This is a genomic window from Metabacillus sp. YM-086, assembly GCF_048059995.1.
Lineage (GTDB): Bacteria > Bacillota > Bacilli > Bacillales > Bacillaceae > Metabacillus > Metabacillus litoralis_B.
In genome coordinates this window covers 1-12,625 of sequence record NZ_JBLUOI010000038.1, presented here as the reverse complement: position 1 = coordinate 12,625, position 12,625 = coordinate 1, and the positions used below count along the sequence as shown (strand labels likewise).

Annotated in this window: 12 protein-coding genes; 2 read left to right on the top strand and 10 right to left on the bottom strand. The window is 35.7% G+C overall.

What is annotated here, in order from left to right; translation table 11 throughout:
- Positions 1–75 precede the first annotated feature (75 nt).
- The 4 genes from ACEWK1_RS16130 to ACEWK1_RS16115 all read right to left on the bottom strand — a co-directional run bounded on the left by ACEWK1_RS16130 (position 76) and on the right by ACEWK1_RS16115 (position 5,195).
- The gene (locus ACEWK1_RS16130; protein ID WP_416636468.1) at positions 76–2,820 is read right to left on the bottom strand and encodes a GTPase domain-containing protein; all 2,745 of its coding nucleotides are present in this window, start codon (positions 2,818–2,820) and stop codon (positions 76–78) included.
- Positions 2,821–3,194: 374 nt separating this feature from the next.
- A complete protein-coding gene (locus ACEWK1_RS16125; RefSeq protein ID WP_121660909.1) occupies positions 3,195–3,599 on the bottom strand; it encodes a DUF350 domain-containing protein in 405 nt (134 codons plus the stop codon).
- Between the two features lie 4 nt (positions 3,600–3,603).
- Complete coding sequence (locus ACEWK1_RS16120; RefSeq protein WP_416636467.1) at positions 3,604–4,866, bottom strand: glutathionylspermidine synthase family protein; 1,263 nt, start codon at positions 4,864–4,866, stop codon at positions 3,604–3,606.
- Complete coding sequence (locus ACEWK1_RS16115; RefSeq protein WP_121660907.1) at positions 4,866–5,195, bottom strand: aminotransferase yhxA; 330 nt, start codon at positions 5,193–5,195, stop codon at positions 4,866–4,868. Before ACEWK1_RS16115 ends, ACEWK1_RS16120 begins: the two co-directional genes overlap by 1 nt.
- Positions 5,196–5,322: 127 nt before the next feature.
- Between ACEWK1_RS16115 and ACEWK1_RS16110 the strand changes: the two genes are divergently transcribed.
- Positions 5,323–5,766: a hypothetical protein gene (locus ACEWK1_RS16110; RefSeq protein WP_212137225.1), complete on the top strand. Its 444-nt coding sequence runs from the start codon at positions 5,323–5,325 to the stop codon at positions 5,764–5,766.
- A gap of 66 nt (positions 5,767–5,832) precedes the next feature.
- Here the strand turns inward: ACEWK1_RS16110 and ACEWK1_RS16105 are convergent, their stop codons facing one another.
- From ACEWK1_RS16105 to ACEWK1_RS16085, 5 genes are all read right to left on the bottom strand, one after another.
- The gene (locus ACEWK1_RS16105) at positions 5,833–7,191 is read right to left on the bottom strand and encodes a cadherin-like beta sandwich domain-containing protein (RefSeq protein ID WP_212137223.1); all 1,359 of its coding nucleotides are present in this window, start codon (positions 7,189–7,191) and stop codon (positions 5,833–5,835) included.
- An 82-nt stretch (positions 7,192–7,273) separates the two neighbouring features.
- Positions 7,274–8,452, bottom strand: a complete 1,179-nt coding sequence (locus tag ACEWK1_RS16100) for an ABC transporter permease (protein WP_306821524.1) — start codon at positions 8,450–8,452, stop codon at positions 7,274–7,276.
- A complete protein-coding gene (locus ACEWK1_RS16095) occupies positions 8,391–9,131 on the bottom strand; it encodes an ABC transporter ATP-binding protein (RefSeq protein WP_212137221.1) in 741 nt (246 codons plus the stop codon). The genes ACEWK1_RS16100 and ACEWK1_RS16095 overlap by 62 nt, the downstream gene beginning before the upstream one ends.
- Positions 9,131–9,847 carry an efflux RND transporter periplasmic adaptor subunit gene (locus ACEWK1_RS16090; RefSeq protein ID WP_416636466.1) on the bottom strand — a complete coding sequence of 239 codons (717 nt, stop codon included), beginning with the start codon at positions 9,845–9,847 and terminating at the stop codon, positions 9,131–9,133. Before ACEWK1_RS16090 ends, ACEWK1_RS16095 begins: the two co-directional genes overlap by 1 nt.
- Positions 9,783–10,124, bottom strand: coding sequence for a hypothetical protein (locus ACEWK1_RS16085; RefSeq protein WP_232273570.1), 342 nt, complete (start codon positions 10,122–10,124; stop codon positions 9,783–9,785). Before ACEWK1_RS16085 ends, ACEWK1_RS16090 begins: the two co-directional genes overlap by 65 nt.
- Positions 10,125–10,456: 332 nt before the next feature.
- On the opposite strand from ACEWK1_RS16085, the gene guaC reads away from it, so the two are divergent.
- Positions 10,457–11,440, top strand: coding sequence for a GMP reductase (guaC, locus tag ACEWK1_RS16080; protein ID WP_121660901.1), 984 nt, complete (start codon positions 10,457–10,459; stop codon positions 11,438–11,440).
- 146 nt (positions 11,441–11,586) lie between these two features.
- On the opposite strand, the gene ACEWK1_RS16075 is transcribed toward guaC, so the two are convergent.
- On the bottom strand, positions 11,587–12,414 hold the full coding sequence (locus tag ACEWK1_RS16075) for a DUF2935 domain-containing protein (RefSeq protein ID WP_162987263.1): 828 nt from the start codon (positions 12,412–12,414) through the stop codon (positions 11,587–11,589).
- Positions 12,415–12,625 lie beyond the last annotated feature (211 nt).

Genomic DNA, 12,625 nt, shown 5'->3' with positions numbered 1-12,625 from the left:
GATGTGCACCCAAAAGTTAGGCGAACCAATTCTAACTTTTAGGGTTCAGCACATAAGGAATAGTCTCTTCTACTTTCAACCTGTTCGACTGTAATCTTTCTTAGCTTGTAGGCTAAATTCCTGCTGAAGTAGGTTTACCTCAAATAATTTTAAAGGATCATAAAAGACCTCAGGATTTGTTCTCATGTTATCCAAGCTTTCTTTTCCATCCTGGATAATGGTTTCTGTTTCAGCAATCGTTTCCTTCACCTCTTGAATGGCACCTTGGAAAAAGGATGTAACATCTTGACTTAAGCCCTTTTCAAATAATTCAAATGGCAAAAATAGTTTATTCGCAATAGAGGCTGTTACTTCTTCATATGTTTCATTTTCAACATATTTCTTGTATTGATTATAGAGCATATTGTTGCTTTGATTCATTGTACCCAATAGCCTACCAGCACCTTTTAATAATAACTGAGCAGGTTTTTTCTTTAACATAATGTTTTCTTTTTCATATTGAATTCGACCTGTCATTCTGTCTAAATCTCGGCGCCAATCATCTAAAAGCGCAAAATCACATTGTAAAGAAAGCTTTTTCTCTTGATAAATATCATTGAACGTTTCACTCATCTCCACTAAGAAAGATTGACTTTCAAGGAATTCATCGTGAGAAGCTGATACCCAGGTATCCAGCTGATGATAAACGGTAGGAAGTAGTGTTTCTTCAATATACGATTGTATTTTTTCATTCATCTTCTCATTTAAGTTTAAGTGAATTTCTTTAAAATCACTATCTTCCTTAATATATTCTGAGCTTTCTTTTAACAGCCTTGGAATGGTTTCCATTAACTCTGTTTTACTTTCTTTTAGTAAGGTTCTGTATGCAGCAATAATAGTCTCCACTTTTTCATGTTGAAGATCTTTTAATTTTAGACTCAAGCCTTTTAATCTTCCTAAAATGTCTTCATTCCATTGAATGGAATAGATAAAGCCTTTCTCCATTTCTTCTCTTTTATGAAGCAAATCAGTTAGAACATGTCGAATTAACGTTAGCACATTAGCTGTTCTTTTGTTTGGCTTTTCTTTCATATCAAAAGGATAATGTGTGTTTACAAACGTGTTAAGCTTGCTCGATTGCTGACTAAATGGATGTAAAGAAGAATATGGCAGAATATCTGCCTCTGGATAAATATTTACAACTTTTCTTTTTATATCATTAATGGTTGCTTGTGTATTTACGTCACTCGCAATTAAATCTACCTTATTTAAAATAAAATGAACATTTATATCTGGAGCAAATTTTTTCATTTGACATAATACATTATACTCTTCATCTGAAAGAGGATCAGCTCCGTCCAAAACAAAAAATACTCCATCTGCTAACAATAATGTGTCAAAAAATTCATTTCTAAAACTACCGTTTAAGGAAGGTGTGTCAATAATGGCACATTGATTTTCATGTAAAAAGATACATGGTTGCTTTACTTGGAATAAAGAAGTTTCCTCCATATGCTCAAGCATTTCACGTTGGTTTTCAAGAAAACGATGTCCCGTACTTGTGATCTGACTGAATGACAGTTCATCATCATCGTGGAAAATGACCATAGAAGCTGTTGTACCTTTATACGGTTTTTCACCTAGGAGTGAGTGCATAAATGTTGTTTTTCCACTACCTTCGAATCCTGCAAGTAAGAAATGCTGCTTAATATTCGAATTAAGTAATTCCTCCAACCACCATACCGTTTTATAATCAACAGCAAGAGAATGTCCTTCCGCCCACTTTTTCACTGTTTTAAATAATTGTAGAGCCTGCTGCAATCCACTTTGGTTGTTCTCCACTTCAAAAATAATTGCTTCTGCACGATATATACTATCGTGAATAATGTGACCAGAAAAAATTTCATTCCAGGCTAAAACAGTGGCAGCTGGCGTTAACCCATTTTCTCTTGTTGAGAGCTTTAACCAGCAAGATAATAGATTAGGCATCACTACTTGAAGGTCTTGTAGAAAGTAGCGTCCATCTGTTAATTCAATAAATGTTTCTTCATAAAGTTGAACGATTTGATTCCACTCAAACTCCTCTTCATGTTGAACAATCATAAACAACTCGTTAATCGTATTGATCCATTGAAGATATGACTCTTCATTTCTATAACTATTCCATAATGCATGAGTAAAAGAGATGAAGGATTGTTTATTAACGTCATGAATGGTAAGTAAAGCATCTGCAAAAAAGTCTGGTAAAAAGCTTTTGGTGTTGCCTGCTTTTACATATGAGGTAATAACTGAAAACCATTCTTCTTTTTCAGTACGAATAAGCTCATCAACAGCCAGTTTAACAGCATTCTCATCATCTTCATTTTCTTCGTAAAAATCGCGTGCAACTCGTGTTACATTTGGATAATCCGGATCCAATAAAACCGCTTTTTTTATTGTTTCATAAGCATGTTCCATTTTTCCTCTTTCCTTATAAAGAAAAAAGAGCTTTAAAGCAACCTCACTTTTTAATGTATCCTCACTTGTCTCAATTGAATTATACATATCCTCTGCTGCAGATAACAATCCAAGCTGAGAGTAGGCATCACCTATATTCATCTTCGCCCAAGGCTCCAACTCATTTTTAATATTTTCCCATTTAAAAATAGCAGCCTCATAATCCAAATCATGAAAATAGATTTCTCCTTGAGCAAAGCGAATATATGACAAATCAAAGCTTTCTTCTCGATTTTGTTCCTCAAAATAGGCCTGACCAAGGATCCGTGATGGACGCCTGTTATCACCATCAGATAAAAATGTTTCATAAAATGATTTTTCAATTAGTTGATCTTCTCTTGTCATATTTTCCTCCTGCAATCCTTTTAAATTTAAACTGAAGTAAAATTCGTATAAATTCGAAAAGATTAGAAAAATGTATACGAGTAATAACCTCATTATGTAAGAGGCTTATTGGTTTATTTTAACAGAAAATGTTGTAAAAGAGCGAAACGACTGTTGTACCTTTCCCTCAATTTTTTATAGTAAAACACTTACCCTAACTCGCTTCCTAGTACTAATACGAATAAAAAAACCAATCCCTTCACATAACAATACGCTTAGGAGCTTGGTTTTATTAGGGTATTTTTTTGACAATAAAGTGTCAGTTTAAGACAATTTTAAAATACTAGCTAAATGACAAAAAAGCGGTAAAACCTTAGTTCCCCCGCTTTTTTCTATTAATATGTTAATGATGCAGCAATGATAAGTCCGATTGATATCGACAAAAATAATAAAAATAATCCAACAGCTTGGTTATCATCGTCGATTGCTTTTGTAATATTAAACTTTGGTGTTAAAAGCTCTGCTAAATAGAAAATAATAATCTGCATCACAATCGCAATGCTTCCCCAAATCACCATATCAAAGATATTAACAGAATTAGAGATTGATGAATAAAGAACAATAGCAAGCCCTAAAATTCTACCACCAAACGCATAAACAGCTGCTTTATTCCCGTTTTTGATTAGTTCAAATTCTTTGTTCTTTGTTGTTATTTCAAACAAAATAATCCCAATGATCAACAAAACAATAGCCAATCCAATATAAGAAACCGTTGATAAAAATAAGTCTAAAAATGTCATCTTCTCATTCCCTTCCTTTTTGTATTCCTAAAGGTAAAAAGTAGGCATTATTGTCTGTAATTTGCTTGCCTGCTCTTAGTCCTATTCCACTTGCTTTTCCGTTAATAAGGAAACTTCCTATTAATACTTTTCCTTCAAGAATACCATTCATCGTTTTGATCTGTTGAGAGGGAAGGTCCACATATTTTTGATAAACTGGTAGAGATTTCTCATACGTTTTATGTTTGTCCTCAAATAGTTTTTCAGTCCCTTGAAACACAGAAACTGTATCTCCTTCTCTACCAAAACTTGGTTTTTTCACATACTTCATTCCATTTTTAATAAAAATATCTTCCTCAAGGTATGTTGGTAAAAAATATTGATAAATCCATTGTTTTTCTGTTTCCGTAAAATAAGGCGAATCAAGCTCCTTCATCCCCCAAATTGCTGCCTGAACAGCTTTTGATTGAAGGAGAAATGCTGAAATTGGGTTTAACATAATCAACTTATTGGAACAAACAAGTTGAAGTAATTGCTCACCAATCGGATCTCCGGACTCTTCACTCACATCTTCAATTAAATGCTCCAACGGATAGGTCTGACGATACAATACATCAATTCTGTTTCCTTCATCATCATATAGCCCTTCACCCTTTTGAATCCTTAATTTATGTAAGGGAACATAATTAGCTCCTACATTTGCCAGATCTTTTAGAAAGATCGTTGTGAACTTATCTTCCTCATGTTCTTCATGGGAGGTAAAAACAATATACGGAGGTTCATTATGTTTGCTGCGATGTAGGGCTTCAGCTATCGCTTTTCTCATTTCACTTCCAAGCTTTTCGGATAGCCCCTCATTTGGGTCATCAACTCCAAATTCTTGGCATAAAAAGCGGTTCACATCAAAGACTTCTTTTTCAAATGTGGGTGTATCGCTATTTAACTCAAGTACCTTTAGCCCTTCACTTGTTTTAACTAAATCAACCCTTGATATGACTGTATCAATTGGTAGAGCACGGTGTCGGATGAACGGAAGCATATTCTTTGGAATATCAAGCTGAAGCAAAGATTCATCAGGAGAGCTTCTAAGTAAATTCCCCATTTTCAAAAAAATATGGCCAATGCGATTTGTGGCTAGGCGTATTTCCTCGATTTCTTCACTAGTCATTAGGGCTATATCATATAATGCATATTCACTTTCATAAAGGTCGTGCCAGAAGGAATCGAGTTTTTGATACATTCTTTTTCGGTTGTGTTGATGTTCTGTTAGGTTAAATGGTTGAGACATTACCCACCAAATCCTCCACTAGATCCCTTTCCAAAGCCCGAACTAGAGCCCCCTCCTTTAAAAGAACTGCTAGACTGATAGCTTTTATAAGCAGAGCTCGATTTAAGGCTGCTTTTCGTCGAATAATATTTTCCCCCATAATAATAGTGGCCGTAATGTGATGAATAGTCGTCATCACATTCCCAAACGCCTTCATCCGCTTCCCACTCCCAATCGCCACATTCTGAATCTTCTGGGACGGGCGGTAATGATTGATTATTCCCACAACCTGCTGCCGTAATCATCGAAGCTGAAATAATGCCAGTTAATAGCTTACTTGTTTTACTCAAGAAAACACCCCTCCTTAAAAAGCATAAGAATTGTATCAATAAATTTTGACAAGTTTTTGGAAAATTCCCCCGTCATGAACTACCCTTTTATAGTATAGTAAAAACAATCACAAATTTGGAGGTAAATATGAAAAAAAGTTATAAATTGGAATATCGGCTAAATGATGAACGCAATGGATATCCAGCTTTATATCATTACGAGTTTGCTGATCCATACGAAATTTACTGTCGTCGTTTATGTGATTTTTTTATTAAAGGAAAAAAGGTTTATCAAAAAACCTCCTCAAGTCTTGAAGAAGAATATTATGTCATTTATGTCGAAGAAGACACTGATGAATATGTTTTTGATCAAGCCGATCGCTATTCACATGTTACACTTGAAGTCAGGGACTTCAAAGAGTTCAGTGAGTCACCCCTCATCTTTACATATGATTTATATTCACATGAAGAAGCATTATCACTTCTTGGAAATGATTATTTATGGATTCAAAATGAAGAGTACGAAAAGATTTCTGCGGAGATAGATGAAGATCGATCTACGTATGTGATGTATATGAGTAAGACAACTTAATAGTAATTCTGAAGCCAACAAAAACCTCACAAACCTAAGATTTCGTTTGTGAGGTTTTATGATTTATTAAAAAGTAAAGAAAGATTTAATCCAGTTCCAGAACGATTTCGATGATTCTGAAGTTGTTTGATTCGTTACTGCCATTTCTTTGTTGGCTCGATCACTTCCGTTATTCGAAGGTGGCTCAAGACCAGTCGGTGCCTCAGATAGCTCAACTTCTGAAGTTGTTTCAGTTGCAGTTATTGTATCTGACGTTGTATCTTCTTCTACATCCTTATCAAACACCAATACATATGTTTTTCGGTCAGTATCGTTACTCACTTTTATGGAAATGGCTGTTGTTGCTTGGTCCGGAAGGCTAATTGTCGTGCTTGTTCCACCTTCGATTTCAATTTCTGCACCACTATATTCTGCAGTTGGCGAAATTGTCACACTGCTAACATCTGCTGCTACAGCAATATGATAGGTATAAGTATCCGGATCAAACGATTTATTCCACGTACCTGATGTGATGTTTAATGCGGATAAATTTGCAGTTGTTGATGTTTCCTCTAAAGTACTATCCCCTTTTGACGAAGCACTTGTGCTCCCTGTAATTGTTGAACCTGTCATATTTGCTAGGTCAGAGGAAGAACGTGAAGGATTGGTTCCTGAGGTCGGAACGGCATTAGATCCAGTTTGTTGTTTCTTTGATGTTGACGAAGAAGTATTTTCTGTTGTAACCGTATCGTTGTTCGTGTCTTCTATTCTCGTAATTGCAACAAAATAAGTTGTCTGGCTACCATCTTCTGCTGTGACAACAATAGAAACTTTTGTTTCACCTACTGGGAGATTGATAGAAACTCCCTTATTAGGGTCCACTTTTGTTCCATTCACATGAACTGTTGATGTATCCACAGCTGTAGTTGGTGTAACAATTAAGGAACGAACTGCATTTCCGACATCAACAGAGTAGTGTTTAACAGTTGATGAAAAGTTTACTTTTCCTTCAGATAAAGTTAGATTAGATAAACTGCTATTTTCATTTTGTTCACGCACAACTATTAAACTGTAGGTTGATACTTCACTGTCTTTCGTTACAGAAATTGCAAACATATTTTTACCTGTTTCAAGAGAATAAGCTAGTTGCTTGTTACTATCGACTTCCTCTCCGTTTATCGCGATTACCGCACCTTCTGTTTCGGTGTTTAATAGAATATTCATGGTTTTCATTTCATTTGAAACCGTTGCGGTGTATTCACCTATATTGCTAGAAAAGGTTTGATCTAACTCGAATTCAGCGATTTCTAGAGCAGATAGTCTGGTAGAGTTTGCTATTGTTACATTTTCTTCGGCTTTCACTTGTTCTATAGGAAAAGAAGAAAGTGTTGTGAAGGTGATCATTGATCCCATTACTATTACATTCATTCCTTTTTTTACTTGCATCGTCTCGCACCTCTTTTTTTATCCCTTTTTTTAAAAGTTCACCTAATACCCTAAAACTTGATTTAAGTAATTTGGGTTAACGTTATTCCTGACGCAATGCTTGAATTGGATTTAGTTTTGACGCTTTATTTGCTGGAAAGACTCCAAATACAACTCCGATTAATAAAGAAAACAAAAACGCAAGTGATGTAACTGACAGAGAGTATGAGATGGTGATGCTTGAAAATAACTCCATCAGCTTTGAAACACCTAATCCTAAAAAAACACCGATTAAACCACCAAGGGTACTAAGGACGATGGCTTCAATTAAAAACTGCAGTAAGATCGATTGACGATTTGCACCAATAGCTTTCCGGATACCGATTTCCTTGGTTCTTTCAGAAACAGAAACTAACATAATGTTCATAATTCCAATTCCCCCGACAAGCAAGGAAATACTAGCAATTCCTCCAAGCATAAGTGACATTGTATTTGAAACGGAGCTCATCGTCTTCATTAAATCTTCCTGTGTTGATACAGAATAGTAGTCACTTGAATTAGGGAAAAGTGTAGTCATTAAGCCTTGTACTTGAAATTTGGCAAGATTAATACGATCTTCACTTTCAGCTTGAAAATAAATTGTACCTATTGTTGTATTCTTTACTACTCTCTGAGTTGTTGAAAGAGGAGCAACAATCACACTATCCCCACTCATTCCAAGCGAAGTTCCGACAGATTCAAGAACCCCAACTACTTTGAATGATACTCCTTCAACCTGTATACTCTGCCCTACTGGGTTTTGATTTGGAAAAAGAGTGCTAGCAGTATCTGAACCAAGTACAACTACTTTTTGTCGCAATTCATTGTCCATATCTGAGATAAATCGACCTTGACTGAGCGTTAAGCTTCTAACAGATAAATAAGTAGAATTGGTACCTGTAATCGAAACTTGAGTAGAATTTTCTCCATTCTTGCTACTGACTCTACCAGTTACAACAGGGGCTACTTTTGAAATCCCCCTTAATTCTTCAAATTGTGTAAGTTGGTCTTCCTTCAGCTGTACTGATGTTGTATCATTAACACTCAAGGTAAGAAGGTTTGTTCCTAAGCTACCAATATCTTCCGTTACCGATTGTGAGGAGCCCTGACCTACGCCGACTAGTGTAATAACCGAGGCAACTCCGATAATAATACCAAGCATTGTTAAAAGTGCTCTTATTTTATTGTTCTTGATACTCTTGAATGCCATCTTGATAGACTCGACTAGGTTCAAACCAATCACCTCCATTTTCAAACAATTGTCCATCCTGAATTCGAACGATCCTGCTTGCTTCTCTCGCAACTTCTAAATCATGGGTAATAATAACAATTGTTTGTCCTCGTCCATTTAATTCCTTTAACATGCTTAACAACTCTTTACTTGTTTTGCTGTCGAGTGCTCCAGTTGGTTCATCCGCCAGCAAAACAGGAGGATCCCCTGCTAAGGCTCTGGCAATCGCAACTCTTTGTTGCTGTCCTCCTGATAACTGTGTTGGTAGGTGATGGATTCGTTCACCAAGACCAACTCCTTTTAAGCTTTCAATCGCTTTTTCTCTTCGTTCCTTAACGCCTATTCCTCTATATACGAGTGGTAGTTCTACATTTTCAAGTGCCGAAAGCTTATTTAGCAAATTAAAGTGTTGAAAAATAAAACCAATTTTGTTATTTCTTATTGCGGCAAGCTCCTTGTCCTTCATACTGCTAACTACCTTTCCATCTAGTAAATATTCACCTGAATCTGGTTTATCTAAGCAGCCGATCATATTCATAAATGTTGATTTTCCTGAGCCAGACGGTCCTATTATTGAAAGGAAGTCCCCTGCATCTATTTGAAGGGACACCTCTCGCAAAGCCTTAACTGTTTCACCACCAAGTTCATAGGATTTGGACATTTTTTGTATTTCAATAACTGGTTTTCCCATTATTCTCCGCCTCTTCCCATACCATTAGGACGTGTACCAGTCTCACCTGTACCTCTTGGGAACTCACCTGCGCCACCGGTTGGAATTCCGGCTGCACCATTACCTGGGAACCCTCCTGTTTCTTCAGTTGATGAGCTGCTTTCAGCAGAAATTGTAATCGCCAGTTGAATAATTTGTCCTTCTTCTAAACCAGAAACAATTTCAATATTTTGATCATCATTAATTCCTGTTTCAACAACTTGCCTTGTTGTTTCCGCATCTTCTTCGGTTGCCGATTCAGAATTTTGAACTGTCACATATTTCTCGTTCCCTTGCATTTTCACTGCTTCAATTGGAACATATATAACTCCTTGTTTACTTTCTGTTGTAATACTTACCTCGGTTGACATACCAATTAATAGATTTTTTGAATCATCAAATTGCACAGCTACTTCAAAGCTTGATACACCATTCTCAGAGGTTCCTTCTTTTGAAACACTCGTCACCGTTCCTGTGAACGTATCATCAGGAAATGCACTAGCCGTTATTTCAGCTGTTTGTCCTTCTTTAATACTGGCAATATCAAGCTCATCTACAGAAATAACTGTTTGAAGTGTTTCATAATCAGTTATGTGTGCCACCACTTGTCCATTTTGTACATTGCTTCCACTTTCAACTTTCAACATCCAAGGTCGTAACAGTTCCAGCATGTGGAGCTGTAATTGGATCACTTCCATCTGTGAATGTAATAAGCTCTGTTCCCTCTTCCACCACATCGTTTTCACTTACAAGAACCTCGTCTACCTCTCCACCATAAGAAGATGTAACATCGTTGCTGTTAATAGAGGAAACAGAACCAGAACCAGTTACTTGCACCTCAATATCACCTTTTACTACTGTTGTCGTCATCACTTGCGCACTAGCAGTAGTTACTGTTTTATTTCCTTTATACAACCAAAAGCCCCCACCTGCTAAAATAAGCACGACAACACCAATTGAAATCCACTTTTTCAATGCTTTTTCCTCCTTAAATGAAATGATCATTTGATAGGGTAATTATTACGACTCAACCTTAAAAAAACCTTAAAGAAAATCTTATAAAATCATTTTTCTTAGGAGTCGGGAACTTACAAATGAATTGATAGGGATAACAATCATCATAATAAAGGTAGAGATTGAGAATATTTCCATTTAGCGATCAACAATTTCATATAAAATCACCCGCATTTTAATGAAATTGCTTTAAAAAAGTTTTGACATCCCTTCAAAAATGATGTAAATTACCTAAGGGACGAACAATTATATTAGTAAAAACTTTTAATATTCGTATTTAGGGGTGTTATACAATGGAAAATGTATTTGACTATGAAGATATACAACTAATTCCTGCAAAATGTGTGGTTAATAGCCGTTCTGAGTGTGATACGACTGTATCATTAGGGGGACATAAATTTAAATTACCTGTTGTTCCAGCAAATATGCAAACAATTATCGATGAGAAAATTGCCACTTATTTAGCTGAAAATGGATATTTTTATGTGATGCACCGCTTCGAGCCAGAGAAACGTCAAGATTTTATTAAAGATATGCAATCGCGTGGATTAATCGCATCAATTAGTGTTGGAGTGAAAGATGAAGAATATGATTTCGTTCAACAATTAGCTGAAGAAAAGCTTGTACCAGAATTTATTACAATTGATATCGCCCACGGTCATTCTAACGCGGTAATCAAAATGATCAAACATATTAAGGAATATTTACCACAAAGCTTTGTCATTGCTGGTAATGTTGGTACTCCTGAAGCAGTAAGAGAACTAGAGAATGCAGGTGCTGACGCAACTAAAGTTGGGATTGGGCCAGGAAAAGTTTGTATCACAAAAATCAAAACAGGATTTGGAACTGGTGGCTGGCAATTAGCAGCACTTCGCTGGTGTGCAAAAGCAGCAAGTAAACCAATAATTGCTGACGGTGGTATTCGTACACATGGTGACATCGCAAAATCTGTTAGATTCGGTGCGACTATGGTTATGATTGGTTCCCTATTTGCTGGTCATGAAGAATCTCCAGGTCAAACAATAGAAAAAGACGGAAAACTTTTCAAAGAGTATTTTGGTTCAGCTTCTGAATTTCAAAAAGGTGAAAAGAAAAATGTTGAAGGTAAAAAAATGTATGTAGAGCACAAAGGTGCGCTACAGGATACATTAACTGAAATGGAGCAAGACCTTCAATCTTCTATCTCATATGCTGGTGGCACTAGCTTAGACGCTATTCGTCACGTGGATTATGTTGTTGTGAAGAACTCTATTTTTAACGGTGATAAAGTTTATTAAAATAAAGGGGAGCTAGTACGAATTTGTACTAGCTCTTTTGAATTGGCTATTGGTTAAAAATATCATCCTATACTATAACTACACTTTAGTTTCCACTAGTACATTAAAAAAGGTACGTTGTCATTAACGTACCTTTTTTTGCCCTTTTATGAATAAGATGGTCTCCTAAGAGAGCATTTACTAGCTTCTTCACTTAAACTAGGTGCATAATAGCTTAGCTTTTTAATAAAATAACAGGTTTCTGGGAAATGATGTTCAAGAAAGCGAAGTGTTGATTTATTCAAAAGTTTGTTTTCCTTATATCTAATCACCATACTATAAATAAACTGACTCATTTCAATCGTGGTCTTGCCTACATCATTGGCAAATTCTTTTTGTCGTGCAAAATTTGGTTCCTTAAATCGTAAGTAACCTTTTAAATGCCGATTTTGTACAATAAATGCTTGGTACCTGTTAATATAGGTTTCCGCCTGCTTAGTTGCAATTAATTCTATCGGATCTAGTAAGTCCTCAAATAGAAGAACGTGTCCTAATTGATCTTCCAACCATAAATCCATTAAATCTGCAAGTGGAAGAGGTAGGGGTTTCTTTCCTTGAACTAAGAAAGTCAAAATACGTAAATATTCCTGATTTTCAGCAAGTGTACCATTCAAATACGTCGGAGATAAATTTAAATTCACTTTATTATCAATTCTAAGTGATTGTAAGTTCCCCTCAAACTCAAAATAGCCTTTTACCACCGGCCATGCTTTTTTAGCAAAAGAAATCATTCCTTCATCATTATAGTAAACTTTCCGTGGAATCGAGTTTAATAAAGAAATAAGTTCTTCAAAAAGATAAATATACTGCTGAGATACACGAACATAGTCAACTTCGCTCACAGAGAGATGATCTCTAACAAAATAAGCATGATCTTGCAGAACCTCTAACCAAAACAAATGTTCATCCCACACGGGTATCAAATTATCATTCATACTACTCCCTCCCCTATTATGTATATATTTACGATAAAATAGGGAAAGAAATGATTTGATCTTCAAATATTTACATATTTCAATTTAAATTTGGAAAAATAATGATATACGAATAAGAAAAAAAGGGTGTTTATAAATGCGGCACACTAGACTATACATCACCTTAATGACTATATTACCTTGGCTTTCATTACCTTTATTAAATAAAAAA

Excerpts from the sequence above, each read along its gene's own strand:
- ACEWK1_RS16095 (WP_212137221.1), bottom strand. The coding sequence starts at position 9,131 with ATGGGAAAACCAGTTATTGAAATACAAAAAATGTCCAAATCCTATGAA.
- ACEWK1_RS16075 (WP_162987263.1), bottom strand. The coding sequence starts at position 12,414 with ATGAATGATAATTTGATACCCGTGTGGGATGAACATTTGTTTTGGTTA.
- ACEWK1_RS16105 (WP_212137223.1), bottom strand. The coding sequence starts at position 7,191 with ATGCAAGTAAAAAAAGGAATGAATGTAATAGTAATGGGATCAATGATC.
- ACEWK1_RS16130 (WP_416636468.1), bottom strand. The coding sequence starts at position 2,820 with ATGACAAGAGAAGATCAACTAATTGAAAAATCATTTTATGAAACATTT.
- ACEWK1_RS16090 (WP_416636466.1), bottom strand. The coding sequence starts at position 9,847 with ATGGAAGTGATCCAATTACAGCTCCACATGCTGGAACTGTTACGACCT.
- guaC (WP_121660901.1), top strand. The coding sequence starts at position 10,457 with ATGGAAAATGTATTTGACTATGAAGATATACAACTAATTCCTGCAAAA.
- ACEWK1_RS16120 (WP_416636467.1), bottom strand. The coding sequence starts at position 4,866 with ATGTCTCAACCATTTAACCTAACAGAACATCAACACAACCGAAAAAGA.
- ACEWK1_RS16110 (WP_212137225.1), top strand. The coding sequence starts at position 5,323 with ATGAAAAAAAGTTATAAATTGGAATATCGGCTAAATGATGAACGCAAT.
- ACEWK1_RS16125 (WP_121660909.1), bottom strand. The coding sequence starts at position 3,599 with ATGACATTTTTAGACTTATTTTTATCAACGGTTTCTTATATTGGATTG.